This is a genomic window from Kitasatospora sp. NPDC058965 (assembly GCF_042741245.1).
In the GTDB taxonomy this organism is placed as follows: Bacteria; Actinomycetota; Actinomycetes; order Streptomycetales; family Streptomycetaceae; genus Kitasatospora.
The window spans coordinates 618-17882 of the sequence record NZ_JBHYKG010000171.1 but is presented as its reverse complement, the minus strand read 5'-3'; the positions used below and the strand labels follow the sequence as shown (position 1 = coordinate 17882).

At 72.9% G+C, this 17265-nt stretch carries 13 protein-coding genes and 1 pseudogene; 6 read left to right on the top strand and 8 right to left on the bottom strand.

All coding sequences use genetic code 11. From position 1 onward, the window contains the following. Positions 1 to 250 precede the first annotated feature (250 nt). Entirely contained in the window at positions 251 to 1936 is a 1686-nt protein-coding gene (gene lysS, locus ACFW1A_RS25360) for a lysine--tRNA ligase (protein WP_380412117.1), read from the top strand. Positions 1937 to 2024: 88 nt separating this feature from the next. On the opposite strand, the gene ACFW1A_RS25355 is transcribed toward lysS, so the two are convergent. Genes ACFW1A_RS25355 through ACFW1A_RS25320 form a run of 8 tightly spaced genes read right to left on the bottom strand, consistent with a single transcriptional unit; the run spans position 2025 to position 9118 of the window. Continuing rightward, positions 2025 to 2336, bottom strand: a complete 312-nt coding sequence (locus tag ACFW1A_RS25355; RefSeq protein WP_380412114.1) for an L-rhamnose mutarotase — start codon at positions 2334 to 2336, stop codon at positions 2025 to 2027. Then, positions 2333 to 2980, bottom strand: coding sequence for a lactate utilization protein C (locus ACFW1A_RS25350; protein ID WP_380412111.1), 648 nt, complete (start codon positions 2978 to 2980; stop codon positions 2333 to 2335). The genes ACFW1A_RS25355 and ACFW1A_RS25350 overlap by 4 nt, the downstream gene beginning before the upstream one ends. Continuing rightward, entirely contained in the window at positions 2977 to 4440 is a 1464-nt protein-coding gene (locus ACFW1A_RS25345; protein ID WP_380412108.1) for a LutB/LldF family L-lactate oxidation iron-sulfur protein, read from the bottom strand. The genes ACFW1A_RS25350 and ACFW1A_RS25345 overlap by 4 nt, the downstream gene beginning before the upstream one ends. Then, positions 4437 to 5177: a (Fe-S)-binding protein gene (locus ACFW1A_RS25340; RefSeq protein WP_380412105.1), complete on the bottom strand. Its 741-nt coding sequence runs from the start codon at positions 5175 to 5177 to the stop codon at positions 4437 to 4439. The genes ACFW1A_RS25345 and ACFW1A_RS25340 overlap by 4 nt, the downstream gene beginning before the upstream one ends. Beyond that, complete coding sequence (locus ACFW1A_RS25335; RefSeq protein ID WP_380412102.1) at positions 5177 to 6169, bottom strand: aldo/keto reductase; 993 nt, start codon at positions 6167 to 6169, stop codon at positions 5177 to 5179. Before ACFW1A_RS25335 ends, ACFW1A_RS25340 begins: the two co-directional genes overlap by 1 nt. A gap of 2 nt (positions 6170 to 6171) precedes the next feature. Next, positions 6172 to 6930, bottom strand: coding sequence for an SDR family NAD(P)-dependent oxidoreductase (locus ACFW1A_RS25330; RefSeq protein WP_380412099.1), 759 nt, complete (start codon positions 6928 to 6930; stop codon positions 6172 to 6174). After that, complete coding sequence (locus tag ACFW1A_RS25325) at positions 6927 to 8255, bottom strand: L-fuconate dehydratase (RefSeq protein ID WP_380412096.1); 1329 nt, start codon at positions 8253 to 8255, stop codon at positions 6927 to 6929. The genes ACFW1A_RS25330 and ACFW1A_RS25325 overlap by 4 nt, the downstream gene beginning before the upstream one ends. An 11-nt stretch (positions 8256 to 8266) precedes the next feature. Continuing rightward, positions 8267 to 9118: a fumarylacetoacetate hydrolase family protein gene (locus tag ACFW1A_RS25320; RefSeq protein ID WP_380412093.1), complete on the bottom strand. Its 852-nt coding sequence runs from the start codon at positions 9116 to 9118 to the stop codon at positions 8267 to 8269. Positions 9119 to 9551: 433 nt separating this feature from the next. On the opposite strand from ACFW1A_RS25320, the gene ACFW1A_RS25315 reads away from it, so the two are divergent. From ACFW1A_RS25315 to ACFW1A_RS25295, 5 genes and pseudogenes are all read left to right on the top strand, one after another. Beyond that, positions 9552 to 10604 carry a sugar ABC transporter substrate-binding protein gene (locus ACFW1A_RS25315; protein WP_380412091.1) on the top strand — a complete coding sequence of 351 codons (1053 nt, stop codon included), beginning with the start codon at positions 9552 to 9554 and terminating at the stop codon, positions 10602 to 10604. 90 nt (positions 10605 to 10694) lie between these two features. Further along, positions 10695 to 12248 (top strand): sugar ABC transporter ATP-binding protein, encoded by a 1554-nt coding sequence (locus ACFW1A_RS25310; protein WP_380412088.1) that lies wholly within the window; start codon positions 10695 to 10697, stop codon positions 12246 to 12248. Further along, positions 12232 to 13263, top strand: a complete 1032-nt coding sequence (locus ACFW1A_RS25305) for an ABC transporter permease (protein WP_380412085.1) — start codon at positions 12232 to 12234, stop codon at positions 13261 to 13263. Before ACFW1A_RS25310 ends, ACFW1A_RS25305 begins: the two co-directional genes overlap by 17 nt. Positions 13264 to 13382: 119 nt before the next feature. After that, complete coding sequence (locus tag ACFW1A_RS25300; protein ID WP_380412082.1) at positions 13383 to 14132, top strand: FadR/GntR family transcriptional regulator; 750 nt, start codon at positions 13383 to 13385, stop codon at positions 14130 to 14132. A gap of 244 nt (positions 14133 to 14376) precedes the next feature. Then, positions 14377 to 17265: pseudogene (locus tag ACFW1A_RS25295) on the top strand (hypothetical protein); the annotation flags it as partial.

The following is a 17265-nucleotide window of genomic DNA, read 5'->3' as shown; positions in this document are numbered from 1 at the left end:
GGGGGGCCCGGGGCGGGGCCCCCCCCCCCCGGGGCCCCCGCGCTCCGCCCGGCCGTTCCGGGCCGGGGCGGAACGGGCCGGCGCACGGTTCCGCCGCGTCCCGGCTCCCCGCCCCGCGGCCCGGGCCGGTCGCACCCGGCGATATTGCGTTGCCCAGCCGTTTCACCGCTCACTAGCGTGCGTTCGAAGGGCCGTCGGCAGCACGTGCGGCGCCCCGGACCGCTTCACCGGACGAGCACGGAGGAACGCAGTGGCAGGCGCGACGCAGGGCGACTGGGTGACGGCAGCGGCGGACCGGGTCGTGGCCGAGGCCGAGAAGCGCCCTGCCGGTGCGCCGCTCGTCTGCGCCTCCGGGATCAGCCCGTCGGGTCCGGTGCACCTGGGCAACCTGCGCGAGATCATGGTGCCGCACTTCGTCGCGGACGAGCTGCGGCGGCGTGGGCTCGACTGCCGGCACCTGCTCTCCTGGGACGACTTCGACCGGCTGCGCAAGGTGCCGGCCGGAGTGCCGGAGTCCTTCGCCCAGCACATCGGCCGGCCGCTCACCTCGGTGCCGGACCCGTGCGGCGAGCACCCGAACTGGGCCGAGCACTTCAAGGTCCCGTTCCGCGCCGCGCTGGCCGAACTCGGCGTGCAGGTCACGGAGATCAGCCAGACCGAGCGGTACCGGTCCGGGGTGTACACCGACCGGATCCTGCACGCGATGCGCCACCGGGGCCGGATCGACGGGATCCTCGGCCACTACCGCACGGCGAAGACCGCGCAGCCGGGCACGGGGTCGGCGGCCGACGCGGCGGCCGACGCGCTGTCGGACGACGCCGGGGACGGGACCACGGCGGCGGAGTACTACCCCTACAAGCCGTACTGCGCCGCCTGCGACCGGGACTTCACCACGGTGACGGCCTTCGACGAGCCGTCCGCCCGGGTCTCCTACCGCTGCCGGTGCGGCCACGCCGGCACGGACGTGATCGGCGCGGGCGGTCGCGGCAAGCTGGTGTGGAAGGTCGACTGGCCGATGCGCTGGGCCTTCGAGGGCGTCACCTTCGAGGCCGGCGGCGTGGACCACTCCTCGCCCGGGTCCAGCTTCACCGTCGGCTCCCGCCTGGTCCGCGAGGTCTTCGACGGCCGGCCGCCGAACTACCTCGGCTACTCCTTCGTCGGGACCAGCGGCACCGCCAAGATGAGCGGCTCCGCCGGCGGCGCGCCGACCCCGGGTGACGCGCTGCAGATACTGGAGGCCCCCCTGGTCCGGTGGCTGTACGTGCGCCGCAGGCCGAACCAGTCGTTCACCGTCGCGTTCGACCAGGAGGTGGGCCGGCTCTACGACGAGTGGGACGCGGTCGGCCGGCGGCTCGCGGACGGCGGCGGCGAGCCGTTGGAGCGGGCGGTGCGGGCCCGAGCCGTGGGGACGGCCGGGCAGGCCCTGCCGACGACCGCCCGCGTCGTCCCGTTCCGCCTGCTCGCCTCCGCCGCCGACATCACCACCGGCGACGAGCGGCAGATCCTGCGGATCCTGAACGACGTGTCGGAGCGCGACGCGATCGCCTCGCTGGACGAGGTGCGCCCGCGCCTGGACCGGGCGCAGGCCTGGGTGGCGCAGTTGCCGGCCGAGGACCGCACCCGGGTCCGCACGGCGCCCGACCGGGAGCGGCTGGCCCGGCTGACGGCCGACGAGCGCGCGGCGCTCGCGCTGCTGCTGGACGGTCTGGCGGACCACTGGTCGCTGGACGGCCTGACCTCGCTGGTCTACGGCGTGCCGAAGCTCCGGGCGGGCCTGGGCCTGGACGCCGTGGCCACCCCGGAGCTGAAGCTGGCTCAGCGGGAGCTGTTCGCCCTGCTCTACGAGCTGCTGGTGGGCCGGGACACGGGACCGCGGCTGCCCACCCTGCTCCTCGCCCTCGGAGCCGACCGGATCCGCTCGCTGCTCACGCCCTGAGCCACCGGACCCGCCGGGTCGGTCCCATGCTGCGGACGGACCGTCAGGTCCCGGACGTGGTGGTGGGAGTCGATGATCCGACGGCCGGTCACAGCTGCCACACCACCGGCAGGCCAGCGGCCGCACCGTCGGCCGAGTAGTCGTGCACGACGTCGAGCAGCTCGCCCATCCGGGCCTGCCAGGCGATGTTCACCGGCAGCTGCTCCAACTCGGCCAGCAGGCGGGCGTAGTCCTCGCACTCCAGCAGGTGGAAGAGCTCGGTGCCGCTGCGCCAGATGGTCCACTCGCGCACGCCGGCGGCGCGGATGGCGGCGGTGAGCTCGGCGGGCACCTCGCGGTGGGCGGCCTCGTAGGCGTCGATCCGGTCGGGGCGGACGCGGGTGTGCAGGGCGACTCTCATGGCAGCTCCCGGGCGGGGTCGACGATGACGACGTGCAGGGTGCGGGGCCCGTGCACGCCTTCGACGCGGTCGAGTTCGATGTCGCTGGTGGCGGACGGGCCGGAGACGAAGGTGAGCGGGCGGGCGGGGTCGAGGCGGCCCAGCGCCTCGGGCACGTCCTCGGCGATCTGCTCGGCGCGGACCACGCACAGGTGGTAGTCCGGGACCAGGCTGAGCGCGCGCCGCCCCTGGCCCGGGCCGGCGTCCAGCACGAGGGTCCCGGTGACCGCGATGCCGAGGGCCGCCAGGGTGACGGCCCCGTCGAGCCGGTCCAACTCCGCGACGGTCAGCGGTTCGCGGTGCCAGGTCCGGTCCCCGTCCGGGAGCAGGTCCGCGGGGAATCCGTCGGGGAGCGCCAGGTGCCGGGCGCCCCGCCCGGTGAGCGCCGCGGCGATCGCCCCGGGCAGGCCGGCGGCGTCGGTGCGGGTGACGGTGGCGCGGTAGTCGGCAACGCGTTCGGCGAACAGGTCGACCGCGTCCCGGCCGGGGTCCAGGTGGCTGCGGCGGTACTCGCGCGGGACGGGGACGTCCTGCGGCTGCTCCTGGGACGGGACGTCGGCCAGCGCCGTCCGGATCCGCCCCAGGATCGCGTCGCGGGCACTCATCGGCTCTCTCCTTCGCGGTTCTTGCGCCACCAGGTGCGGAACGACTCGGCGGGCGGGGCGGGGGTGTCGCGGGTGTCGGTCCAGCCGTGCAGCGGTCCGGGCAGGCGGCCGATCACCCCGTCCCGGGCCAGCACCCGCCCGCCGAGGGCTGCGGCCTTCTGCGCCGCGCCGAGCAGGCGCGGGGAGTCGAGCACCTTGCCGGCCGCCTTCATCGCGAGGGCCTCGACGGTGTGGCTGCCCTCGGCCTCGACGGCCTTGGCGCGCAGGTGGGTCAGCACCTCGGGGATGTTGATCTTCACCGGGCAGGCGTCGTAGCACGCCCCGCACAGGGTGGAGGCGAACGGCAGCGAGGCGGCGCTGCTTTTGGTGTCGCTGTCCATCCCCACCAGCTGCGGGGTCAGCACGGCGCCGATCGGTCCGGGGTAGACGGAGCCGTAGGCGTGGCCGCCGGTGCGCTCGAAGACGGGGCAGACGTTGAGGCAGGCCGAGCAGCGGATGCAGGCGAGCGCCTGGCGGCCGACCGTGTCGGCGAGGGTGTCGGTGCGGCCGTTGTCGAGCAGCACCAGGTGGAAGTCCGACGGTCCGTCACCCTCGGTGGTGCCGGTCCAGGCCGAGGTGTAGGGGTTCATCCGCTCGCCCGTGGACGAGCGCGGCAGCAGTTGGAGGAAGACCTCCAGGTCGCTCCAGCTCGGCAGCACCTTCTCGATGCCCATCACGGTGATCAGCGTCTCGGGCAGGGTCAGGCACATCCGCCCGTTGCCCTCGGACTCCACCACCAGCACGGTGCCGGTGTCGGCGCAGGCGAAGTTCGCACCCGAGACGGCGACCTTGGCGGTGAGGAACTTCTCCCGCAGGTGGCGCCGGGCCGCCTCGGCCAGCGCGCGCGGCTCGTCGGTCAGGCCCTCGGGCGCGGGGACGCCCCAGTGGCCCATCTCGGCGGTGAACAGGTCCCGGACCTCGGTGCGGTTCTTGTGGATCGCCGGGACCAGGATGTGCGAGGGCCGGTCGTCGCCCAACTGCACGATCAGTTCGGCCAGGTCGGTCTCGTAGGCGGTGATGCCCTCGGCGGCCAGGTGCTCGTTGAGTCCGATCTCCTGGGTGGCCATCGACTTGACCTTGACGACGTGCGACTCGCCGGTGGCGCGCACCAGTTCGGTGACGATCCGGTTGGCCTCGGCCGCATCACCCGCCCAGTGCACGGTGCCGCCGGCCGCGGTGACCGACTCCTCCAACTGCACCAGGTAGCGGTCCAGGTGCCGGGCGGTCCGGTTCTTGATCGCGGCAGCGGCTTCGCGCAGCTGCTCCCAGTCGTCCAACTCCCCCGCGACTGCCAGGCGCTTGTCGCGGATCGTGCCGGTCGCCCGCTTGAGGTTGGCGCGCAGCTGGTCGTCCTCGAGTGCGACTCGGGCCGCCTCCGGAAACGACGGCGCACCGAGCCAGACCACTCCCCGGGAACTCACCGTGCGTCCCCCTTCGTACTGGCCAGGATCTCGGCCAGGTGCACGGTCCGCACCGGGCTCTGCTGCCGGGACAGGCCGCCGCCGATGTGCAGCAGGCAGGAGTTGTCGGCCGCGCACAGCACCTCCGCACCGCTGGCGTGCACCCCGGCCGTCTTGTCGTCGAGCATCGCGGCCGACGTGTCGGCGTTCTTCACCGCGAAGGTGCCGCCGAAGCCGCAGCAGGACTGCGCGTCGGGCAGCTCCACCAGGTCGAGGTCCTCGACCGCGCGCAGGAGTTGCTGCGGCCGCTCCCCCAGCCGCAGCCCGCGCAGCGAATGGCAGGTCGGGTGGTAGGCGACCTTGTGCGGGAAGTAGCCGCCCACGTCGGTGACCTTCAGCACGTCGGTCAGGAACTCGGTGAACTCGTGGACCTTCGGGACGACTTCACCGACCTGGCGCTGCAGCGGCGCCGGACCGTACTGGGCGGCCAGCACCGGGTGGTTCTCCTTCACCATGCCCGCGCAGGAGGCGGAGGGGGTGACCACCGCGTCGTAGCCGGCGAAGGTGCGGGCGAACCGGGCCACCAGCGGCACCGCGTCCGGCCGGTAGCCGGTGTTGAAGTGCATCTGCCCGCAACAGGTCTGCTCCTGCGGGAACTCCACCGTGTGGCCCAGGCGCTCCAGCACGGTCACGACGGCCCGGCCGGTGCCGGGGAACATCGTGTCGTTGAAGCACGTGATGAACAGGGCGATCCGCATCAGCCCACCTCCTCGGGGGTCGGGGTGCCCGGCGGCAGCAGGCCGAGCTCGGTGAGCTCCGCCCACAGCTCGGCGGGCACCGGGTGCCGGAGCATGGCCGCGGTGTCGGCGGCCTCGGCGGCGCTGCGGGTGCCGACCAGCACGCTCGCCACGGCCGGGTGGCCGAACGGGAAGTGCAGCGCGGCGGCCCGCAGCGGCACCCCGTGGCGCTCGCAGACGGCCTTGAGCTCCCTCGCCCGGGCGAGCAGGTGCGCGGGCGCGGCGGCGTAGTCGAAGGTGGCGCCGGGCTTCGGGTCGGCCAGCAGACCGGAGTTGAAGACGCCGCCGATGACGACGCCGACGCCGTGCGCGGCGGCCAGCGGGAGCAGGTCGGCCAGGCCGCCCTGGTCCAGCAGGCTGTAGCGGCCGGCCAGCAGCACGACGTCGATGTCGGTCTCGCGCACGAAGCGGGCCGGCAGGTCGGCCCGGTTCATGCCGATGCCGACGGCGCCGATCACGCCCTCCTCCCGGAGGCGGTGCAGTGCCGGGTACGCCTGGGTGAGGGCCTGCTCGGCGTGGTCGTCGGGGTCGTGCAGGTACACGATGTCGATCCGGTCCAGGCCGAGCCGGTGCAGGCTCTCCTCGATCGAGCGGCGCACGCCGTCGGCGCTGAAGTCCCAGCGGCGGCGGTGGGTGGCCGGGACGGCGAAGCCGTTCGCGAGGTCGTCGCCGTCCACCGTGGTCAGGGGTTCGAGGATCCGGCCGACCTTGGTGGAGACCACGTACTCCTCACGGGGACGGCCGCGCAGCGCCGCGCCCAGTCGGCGTTCGGACAGGCCCAGCCCGTAGTGCGGGGCGGTGTCGAAGTAGCGCATCCCGGCCTGCCAGGCGGCCTCGACCGCCGCCCCCGCCTCGGCCTCCGCGACCGGGGTGAACAGGTTCCCGATCGCGGCGGCACCGAACGCGAGTTCGCCGATCCGCACGGTGCCGGATCCGAGGGTTCTCTGACGCATCGTCACTCCTGGGGCAGGGGGCGCAGTCGCAGGCCGGCCATGCCGCCGTCGACCGCGAGCGCCGTGCCCGTGGTGCTGCCGGCGGCCGGGGAGGCCAGGTAGACGATAGCGGCGGCGACCTCGTCGGCGGCGACCAGGCGGCCGGTGGGCTGACGGGCGTTCAGCGCGGCCCGTTCGGCGCCCGGGTCGGCGGCGGCGTCGAGCAGGCGGCCGATCCACGGCGTGTCGACGGTGCCGGGGTTGACGCAGTTCACCCGGATGCCCTCGCGGACGTGGTCCGCGGCCATCGCCAGGGTGAGCGAGAGCACCGCGCCCTTGCTCGCCGAGTACAGGGCGCGCTGCGGCAGGCCTGCGGTGGCCGCGATCGAACAGGTGTTGACGATCGCCGCGTGCGCCGAGCGGCGCAGCTGGGGCAGCGCGGCGCGGGTGGTGCGCACCAGGCCGAGGACGTTGACGTCGAGCACGGTGTGCCACTGCTCGTCCGGATTGTCCTCCACCGTCCCGGCCGCGCCGATGCCCGCGTTGTTGACCAGGATGTCCAGGCCGCCGAGCGACTCGGTGGCGGCGGCCACCGCGTCGCGGACCGACACGTCGTCGCGCAGGTCGGCGGTGAAGCCGAGCAGCGGCGCCGGCAGCTGCCCGGGGGCGAGGTCGAGCACGGCGACGTCCGCGCCGCGCTCGGCGAGCAGGCGGGCGGTGGCCAGGCCGATGCCGGAGGCGCCGCCGGTCACCAGGGCCTTGAGGCCGTCCAAGTCGCTCATGCCGTCAGCTCCTTGTCGTCGCCGGCGAGGTCCGCGGTCCAGAACCCGCCGTCGGGGTAGGTGTAGGTGTCGATGGCGGCCTGGTGCATCTGCGCGGAGAACCCCGGCAGGGTGGGGGCCCGGTAGTGGCCGGCCTCGATCACGACCGGGTCCAGGAAGTGCTGGTGCAGGTGGTCGACGAATTCGATCACCCGGTCCTCGGTGGTGGCGGTCAGCGCGACGTAGTCGAACATGGAGAGGTGCTGCACCAGCTCGCACAGGCCCACGCCGCCCGCGTGCGGGCAGACCGGGACACCGAACTTGGCGGCCAGCAGCAGGATCGCCAGGTTCTCGTTGACGCCCGCGACCCGGGCCGAGTCCAACTGCAGCACGTCGATCGCGCCGGCCTGCAGCAGCTGCTTGAAGACGATCCGGTTCTGCACGTGCTCCCCGGTGGCGACCTTCACCGGCGCGACCCCGGCCCGCACCGCGGCGTGACCCAGGATGTCGTCCGGACTGGTCGGCTCCTCGATCCAGTACGGCTCGAACTCGGCGAGCGCATTGGTCCACTCGATCGCCTCGCCCACGTTCCACCGCTGGTTGGCGTCGATCGCCATCCGGATGTCGGGGCCGACCGCGGCGCGGGCGGTGCGGCAGCGGCGCACGTCGTCCGCCAGGTCCGCGCCGACCTTCAGCTTGATCTGGGTGAACCCGTCGGCCACCGCCTGCTTCGCCAGGCGCACCAGCTTCTCGTCGTCGTAGCCGAGCCAGCCGGGCGAGGTGGTGTAGGCGGGGTAGCCCCGGGCCAGGAGCAGGTCGGTCCGATCGGCGGCCCCCTGCTTGCCGCGGCGCAGCAGCTCCACGGCCTCCTCGGGGGTGAGGGCGTCGGCGATGTAGCGGTAGTCGACCTGGGAGGCCAGCCACTCGGGTTCGGCGTCGGCGAGCAGCTGCCACAGCGGCTTGCCCTCGCGCTTGGCGGCCAGGTCCCACACCGCGTTGACCACGGCGCCGATCGCCATGTGCATCACGCCCTTCTCCGGACCGAGCCAGCGCAGCTGGCTGTCGCCGATCAGGTCGCGGTACAGCGCGCCCGGGTCGGCGCACAGCTCGGCGACGTCGCGCCCCACCACGTGGTGGCGCAGCGAGGCGATCGCGGCGACCTGCACGTCGTTGCCGCGGCCGATGGTGAAGGTGAAGCCGTGGCCCTCGTGGCCGCCGCCGGAGGTGCGCAGGACCAGGTAGGCGGCGGAGTAGTCGGGGTCGGGGTTCATCGCGTCGGAGCCGTCCAGCTCGCGCGAGGTCGGGAACCGGATGTCGTAGGTCTCGACGGCGGTGATCACGGACAACTCGGTGCCTTTCACGCGTTCACGAAGGTCTGGCGCTGGATGCCGAGGCCGTCGACGGACAGCTCGACGGTGTCGCCCGCGCGCAGGTACGGGTTGCCGGGCAGCCCCAGGGCCACACCGGCCGGGGTCCCGGTGTTGATCACGTCGCCGGGGTTGAGCACCATGTACTGGCTCAGGTACCACACGACGTGCGCGACGTCGAAGATCATGTGCTTGGTGTTGCCGGCCTGCCGGACCTCGCCGTTGACCGCCAGACCCAGGCCCAGGGCCTGCACGTCGCCGACCTCCTCGGCCGGCACCAGCCACGGACCCAGCGGGTTGAACGACTCGCAGGACTTGCCGAGGTCCCACTGCCCCGAGTACTCCAGCTGGAACTCCCGCTCGGAGACGTCGTTGCTGATCGCGTACCCGGCGATGTGCGCGGCGGCCTCGGACGGGTCGGCCAGGTAGCGGGCCCGGCGGCCGATCACCACCGCCAGCTCCACCTCCCAGTCCGTCTTGACCGAACCGCGCGGAATCGGCACCTCGTCGTACGGTCCGACGACGGTGGCCGGATCCTTCATGAACACCACCGGCCGCTCCGGGATCGCCGCCCCCGTCTCCTCCGCGTGGTCCCGGTAGTTGAGCCCGATGCAGACCACCTTCCCCGGCCGCGCGACCGGCGCTCCCACCCGCAGGCCGGCCGGGTCCACCAGCGGCAGGCTGCCGTCGGCGAGGGCGTCCCGCACCCGGGCCAGGCCGTCCGAGGCGAGGAACGCCCCGTCGATGTCCCCGGTCAGCCCCGCGAGGGCGAACGTGCGCCCCTCGCCGTCCTGAACGGCCGGTAGCTCCGCACCGGCTTCGCCGAGCCGCATGAGTTTCATCTCTGACTCTCCTGTCACTGCACACAGGCGGGGGACATCACCGCCGACATACATCGGACCTCTCCGAATGCCCTCACACCATACGGTCGGCCACCGAAAGACCGCAAGGAGTCCTCCGATGTCTTGGCCGCACGCCCGTCAGGCCTGCCAAGAGTGCACGTCAGTCACGGCAGATGGCCCTAAGAAAGCCCGTACCCCCGACCGAAAGTCACGGTTGGGATTCATCAGAGGTCTCCCCTTGTCAGCCGGATGTCCGGCTCGTAAGGTCCTCGGTACCAAAAGCCATCCGATGACTGCGGTCGGCACTCTCCCGCGCCCAACGGGGCGTCGTCGTCGGCCCGACAGCCCGTCGGCTCCCGTGCCCACCCACCCCACCGCGCTCACTGGGACCCACCCCCGCCGGCCCTCCGGTGTTCCCCCAAGGAGATCTGCAATGAAGCCTCGCTCCTCCAGAATTGCGGCCACGGCCGCCGCCGTCGTCGTGCTGGCGGGCTTCGCCACGGCCTGCAACCGGGGCAGCGACTCGACCGCCACCGCTGCCGGGGGCGCCAAGCCGAAGATCGGTGTCGACCTGCCCCGCGCCGACTCGGACTTCTGGAACTCCTACGCGCAGTACATCAAGTCGGGTGCCTCGTCCGAGGGCATGAACCTGCTGCCGACCAGCAACTCGCAGAACGACGTCACCAAGCTGGTCGCGAACGTGCAGGTCTTCGAGAACACCGGCGCCAAGGCCGTCGTGATGGCCCCCCAGGACACCGGCGCCATCGCCTCCACCCTGGACACGCTCGCCGCGAAGAAGATCCCGGTGGTCAGCGTCGACACCCGCCCGGACAAGGGCCAGGTGTACATGGTGGTGCGCGCCGACAACAAGGCGTACGGGACCAAGGCCTGCGAGTTCCTCGGCAAGCAGCTGAACGGCACCGGCAAGGTCGCCGAGCTCCAGGGCGCGCTCGACTCGATCAACGGCCGCGACCGCTCGGAGGCGTTCGCCTCCTGCATGAAGAGCGAGTTCCCCGGCATCCAGGTGATCGAGCTGGCCACCGACTGGAAGGGCGACGTGGCCTCCGCCAAGCTCCAGTCCACCCTGGCTGCCAACCCCGACCTGAACGGCATCTACATGCAGGCCGGCGGCGTCTTCCTGCAGCCCACCCTCGCGCTGCTGCAGCAGAAGGGCCTGCTCAAGCCGGCCGGCCAGCCCGGCCACATCGCGATCATCTCCAACGACGGCATCCCGCAGGAGTTCGACGCGATCCGCAAGGGCGACATCGACGCCACCATCTCCCAGCCCGCCGACCTGTACGCCAAGTACGCGCTCTTCTACGCCCAGGCCGCCGCCGACGGCAAGACCTTCCAGGCCGGCCCCACCGACCACCAGTCCACCATCATCTCGCTGCCCAACGGCCTGGAGGACCAGCTGCCCGCCCCGCTGGTGACCAAGGACAACGTGGACGACAAGTCCCTGTGGGGCAACACCATCGGCCACTGACGCGCACCGATCTCCCGCGAGCGGCGCGCCCGGTCCAGCCCTGATCCGCACGCGCCGCCCCCGGCCCCTCCTGGAAAGGACCCAGCCGCCATGGCGGACCTCAGCCCCGCCCGGGGCCCCGTCGTCGAGGCCGACGGGATCAGCAAGCGCTTCGGCGCCACCGTCGCCCTCGCCGACGCCCGCATCACCGTCGCCCCCGGCGAGTCGCACGCCCTGGTCGGCCGCAACGGCGCCGGCAAGTCCACCCTCGTCTCGATCCTGACGGGCCTCCAGCAGGCCGACACCGGCACCCTGCGCTTCAACGGCGAGCCCGCCCCCGCCCCGGGCGACACCGGGGCCTGGCGGAGCAGGGTCGCCTGCGTCTACCAGCGCTCCACCATCATCCCGGCGCTGACCGTCGCGGAGAACCTCTTCCTGGACCGCCAGAGCAGCGGGACGTTCAGGCGCATCAGCTGGAAGCAGCTGCGCGCCCGCGCCGCCGAGCTGCTCGCCGAGTACGGCGTGGACGTCGACCCGACCGCCCGGGCCGAGCACCTCACCGTCGAGCAGCGCCAGTTCGTCGAGATCGCCCGCGCCCTCTCGTTCGGCGCCCGGTTCATCATCCTCGACGAACCCACCGCCAAACTGGACGCCCGCGGCATCGAACGCCTCTTCACCAAACTGCGCGAACTCCAGGCCCAGGGCGTCGCCTTCCTGTTCATCTCGCACCACCTCCAGGAGGTCTACGACCTCTGCAGCACCGTCACCGTCTACCGCGACGCCCGCCACATCCTCACCGCCCCCGTCGCCGGCCTCGACCACCACTCCCTGGTCGAAGCCATGACCGGCGAACGGTCCACGGGTACCGGGCCCAGCTGGTCGACGGCCGGCGGAGCCCCGACCGGCGCACCCCTGCTGGAGGTCACCGCCCTCACCCTCGACAGCGCCTACCGGGACGTCTCCTTCACCGCACACGCCGGCGAGGTCGTCGGCCTGGCCGGCTCCGCCGCCAGCGGCAACGTCCAGGTCGGCGAGACCCTGGCCGGCCTGCACCGCCCGAACACCGGCACCGTCAGCGTCGCCGACCGGGCGGTGCGCACCGGCCGGGTCCCCGCCGCCCTCGCCGCCGGCATCGGCTTCGTGCCCGAGGACCGCCACCTCCAGGGCCTGGTCCCCCAGCGCAGCGTCGCCGAGAACGCCACCCTCACCGTCACCGACCAACTCGGCCCCTGGGGCACGGTCCTGCCCTCCCGCACCCGGGCCTTCGCGATGCGCATGATCGACGGTCTGGACATCAAGACCCCCGGCCCCACCACCCCCGTCTCGGCGCTCTCCGGCGGCAACCAGCAGAAGGTGGTCATCGCCCGCGCCCTCGCCACCGAACCGCACGTGCTGGTCGCGGTCCGGCCCACCAACGGCGTGGACATCAAGTCCAAGGAATCCCTGCTCGGCACCGTCCGCCAGGTCGCCGAAGCCGGCAGGACCGCCCTCATCGTCTCCGACGAACTCGACGACCTGCGCGCCTGCGACCGCGTCCTGGCCATGTTCCACGGCCGGATCGTCGCCGAGTTCCCGGCCGGCTGGCGCGACGAACACCTGGTCGCCGCCATGGAAGGCATGGCCGAACCCACCGACCCGAAGGAAACCCATGTCTCCCACCACTGAGCTGCGCGGGGCGGTCTCGGCCCCGCCCGCAGCTTCGACCGGTCGCCGCTTCGACCTGGCCCGCTACCGGGACCTGTCGCTGCTGCCCGTACTGCTGGTGCTCGGCATCATCGGCTTCGCGGTCTCCCCCGCCTTCCTCACCTCGGACAACCTGCTCGGCGTCGGCCAGCAGGCCACCGAGCTGAGCCTGCTGGTGCTGGCCGAGGCGCTGATCCTGATCGCCGGACGGATGGACCTCTCGCTCGAGTCCACCATCGGCGTGGCCCCCGTCATCGCCATGTGGCTGGTGCTGCCCGACCACGGCGGGCGGTTCAACGGCATCGGCCTCTTCCCCGGCTGGACCGCCGTCCCGCTCTGCCTGGCGGTCGGCGCCGTGGTCGGCGCGGTCAACGGGTTCCTGATCCTCAAGCTGCGCCTCAACGGCTTCATCGTCACCCTCGGCATGCTCACCCTGCTGCGCGGCCTGCAGGACGCCGTCTCCCAGGGCCAGTCCATCGTCGACGTGCCCGACTCCTTCCGCTACCTCGGCTCCGCCGGCTGGCTCGGCGCACCCGCCGCGATCTGGATCTGCGCCCTGCTCTTCCTGCTCGGCGGCTGCGCCCTGGCCTGGCTCCGGCACGGCCGCGCGCTCTACGCGATCGGCGGCAACGCCGAGGCCGCCCGCGCGGCCGGCATCCGGGTGGACCGGATCGTCTGGACCGTGCTCGTCCTCGGCGGGGTGCTGGCCGCCTTCGCCGGCGTCCTCTACACCGGCCACTACGGCTCCGTCTCGGCCACCCAGGGTGACGGCTGGATCTTCCAGGTCTTCGCCGCCACCGTCATCGGCGGTGTCAGCCTCAACGGCGGCCGCGGCACCCTCTTCGGCGCCCTCACCGGCGTGCTCACCCTCCAGCTGGTGATCAACGTGATGACCCTGGCAGGCGTGCCGTCGCAGTGGGACAAGTTCCTGAACGGCGCGATCATCATCGTCGCGCTGATCATCTCCCGCTTCGCCTCCGGCGAGAAGCAGGACTGACGGGACATCGGTCCCGGCACCGCAGAACCCCCGGGCGGCGCGATCCACCAGTGTGTGGGCCGGCAGATCGCGCCGCTCCGGGCTCCCCCGTCCCCCGCCCGGCAGGAGGTACCGGCGCCATGGCAGTCACCGACCAGGCGATCGACCGGATCAAGGAGATGATCGTCCACGGCACGCTGCAGCCCGGTACCCGGCTGCCGCCCGAGGCCGAACTCGCGGACCAGCTGGGCCTGTCCCGCAGCTCGCTGCGCGAGGCCGTCCGCGCGCTGACCGCGATGCGGATCCTGGTCACCAAACAGGGCGACGGCACCTACGTCTCCGGCCTCGAACCGCACCTGCTGCTCGAAGCCATGACCTTCGCCGCAGACGTCTCGCACGGCCACACCGCCGGCCAACTGCTCCAGGTGCGCCGCCTGCTGGAGCCCCAGGCGGTGGCCCTGGCGACGGGCCGGCTGACCGACCGCCAGCTCGCCGACCTGCGCGACATCCTCGACCGCTGCACCGACGAGATCAGCATCGAGGAGTTCATCGAGCTCGACATCGAGTTCCACCGCACGATCGCCGACTCGGTCGGCAACCCGGTCCTCTCCACCCTGCTCGGCATCCTGTCCACCCACACCCAGCGCGTGCGGATCGTCCGCGGCACCCTCCCCCAGCCGCCGCAGTGCGGGCAGCCGGCTGCCGCCGCCACCGGCGCCACCACCCGCCAGCAGGCCCACCGCGAGCACGAGGCGATCTGGCGGGCGCTGGTCGCCCGCGACGCGGGCCTCGCCGCGAGCGCCAGCGCGGTGCACGTCGCGGCGGTGGAGGACTGGCTCGCCGCCGGGCTGCCGCTCGACTCGGCGACTCCCGACCCGGCCCCCTGCTGACACCGGGTCGGGCCGGACGCCCCCGCGCTCCGGGCCCACCCCGTCACCGCGGGTCGACCGCGCCCGCGGCTCCCGGTGCGAGCACCGGCCCGGCCAGCGGGACAGCGGCCTGCGCGGCCGGTCCTCCCCTGCCCCACCCCAGTTGCCCGGCCGTCGACACGCTGCCGGGAGCTCCACCCTCACCCCACCCCGTGTCACCGGCGGGTCGTCAGGGACGGCCCGCCGCAGCCAGAGAGGCTGGTCCATGAAGATCCCCCTCGTGAGGCTCCTCGCCGGCGCGAGCGCCGCGACCCTGGCGATCGCGCTCACGGCACTCCTCCCCGGCGCGGCCACGGCCGCCACCGCCGTCACCCTGTACGCCTCCCCCGCCGGCAGCGGCTCCGCCTGTTCGCAGGCGGCGCCGTGCTCGCTCACCGGCGCGCAGGCCGCGGTCCGGGCCCTGAACCCCGCCGGTACCGGTGCGGACGTCACCGTCGACCTGCTGGACGGGGCCTACCGTCCCTCCGCCACTTGGAAGTTCACCGCCGCCGACTCCGGCAGCCCCGGGCACCCGGTGAGTTGGCAGGCCGCGCCGGGCGCGCACCCGGTGATCTCCGGCGCCACCCGGGTCACCGGCTGGACCCAGGTCGGCAGCTCGGGCGTCTGGTCCGCCCCGGTGCCGGCCGGCAGCGAGAGCCGCCAACTGTACGTCAACGGGCGCGAAGCCCCCGTCGCGCAGGCGAGCCCGAGCGCGCTCGGCTTCACCGGCGGCTGGTCCGGTTCGGCCACCGGGTACTCCCTCGGCGGGGACGCCGCCGCCACTGCTTGGTTCGCGGGCCTCACCGCGGCCCAGCTGGCCGGGGTGGAGTTCGACTACCCGGCCGGCAACGGCGCCTGGACCGAGTCCCGCTGCCGGGTGGCCTCGTACGGCGGCGGCACGCTGACCATGGCCCAGCCGTGCTGGACCGATGTCACCGCCCGTGCGGCCTTCAGCCAGGGCAGCGGCGGCCTGCCGTCGATGAATCCGTCGACGATGCCCGCCCTGATCGAGGACGCCCCGGCGCTGGTCCACCCGGGCCAGTGGTTCCTCGACCAGGCGGGCAGCACGCTCTCCTACCAGCCGCTTCCCGGCGAGCAGTTGAGCTCTGCCGACATCGAACTCCCGCGCCTGGAGACCCTCCTGCAAGGGGCGGGCACGCTGGCCGCGCCGCTGCACGACCTCACCTTCAGCGGCCTGCAGTTCTCCTACGCGACCTGGAACGACCCGTCGTCCCCGGCCGGCTTCTCCGACGTGCAGAGCAACCTGCGGATCACCGGCGCGCACAACCAAGGCATGTGCACCTTCGCCAACCCGGCCGGCAGCTGCCCGTGGGGCGCACTGACGCAGCCGCTCGCCAACGTCGACTTCACCGCCACCACCAACCTCACCCTGACCGGCAACCGCTTCGCCGAACTCGGCGGCGCCGGGCTCGGCGTGCGGTACGGCGCCCACAACACCCTCGTGCAGGGCAACGAGTTCACCGACATCGCCTCCACCGGCCTGCTGCTGGGCTGCACCGGAGACCCGAACCCGACCAACCCCGACCCCGCCGTCGACCCCGACACCCCCGCGGTGATCAAGCAGACCTGCACGCCCGACGCCGCGGCCGTCGCCGGCGACACCATCGGGACCAACGAGATCCTCACCGGGACCACGGTCACCGGGAACACCGTCCACCACGTCGGCACCGACTACTCGTCCGCCCCCGGCATCACCCTGCTCTTCGCGCAGGGCACCACCATCACCCACAACGCCCTGTACGACCTGCCCTACGACGCCATCACCGCCGGCGTGATCCAGGGCCACACCGACCAGGCCACCACCCCGCAGAACGTCGTCAACACCAACCAGTCCACCACCATCAGCAACAACCTCTTCCACGACTTCATGTCCGTGCGCTCGGACGGCGGCGCCGTCTACGCCGAGGGCCACCAGGCCCAGTACGAAGACGCCGGCGGCAACCCGACCAGCTACGACAAGGCCGATCCGACCCAGACCCTGGCCCACGGCCTGCAGGTGACCGGCAACGTCGCCTACAACGGCCACCACGCGAACTTCACCTACTACGACGACGCCGGGTCCGAGTGGATCAACTGGCAGGGCAACGCCGGGATCGGCGTCCCCGGTCTCGCGTCGACCGGCGGGTGCAGCCAGACCGGGCACATCTGGACCACCGGCAACTACTTCTCCCTCGCCACCGTCAACAAGGCCGCCTGCAACGCCGCGGTCGACCTGCACGCCGGCGGCAACACCACGATCCCGGCAACCCCCGGCCCCGACGACCTGCCGGCCGCCCTGCTCACCGGCGCCGGGCCGACCGCACCGAGCTCCTGGTCCGGCGGCGCCGAGGTCGCCTACGTCTCGCCCACGTCCGGCAGCAACCAGCTCCTGATCGCGGGTGACGGGTTCACCGCCGCCACCCAGGTCTACGCGGCCGGCACCGCGCTGGCCGCCGGCAGCGTCCGGGCGCTGGGCCACGGCTTCCTCGTCGCCACCGTCCCGGCCGGCACCACCCCCGACCAGCTCTGGGTCGCCAACCGCGCCGACGACACCGACCCCGCCATCGGCTACAGCGGCTTCACGCCGAGCGGCAACCGCGGTCTCGGCGACTACGGCGACACCGTGCACTACGCCACCGCCGACGGCGCCACCGCCACCTACACCTTCACCGGCACTGCCCTCCAGGTGTACGGCGAGCAGTACACCGACCAGGGCAACCTCGGCATCACCCTCGACAACGGCACCCCACAGACCGTCAACACCGTCCCCACCGACGGCCTGCGCCACACCGACGTCCCCGTCTACACCGCCACCGGCCTCACCCCCGGCACCCACACCGTCACCGTCACCAAGCTCTCCGGCCAGTACGCCACCCTCGACGGCTACGCCACCGCCGCCACCGCCCCGCCCACCCTGCGGATCGACGACACCGCCCCTGCCATCGGCTACAGCGGTTTCACCCCGAGCGGCAACCGCGGTCTCGGCGACCTCGGCGACACCGTGCACTACGCCACCGCCAACGGCGCCACCGCCACCTACACCTTCACCGGCACTGCCCTCCAGGTGTACGGCGAGCAGTACACCGACCAGGGCAACCTCGGCATCACCCTCGAC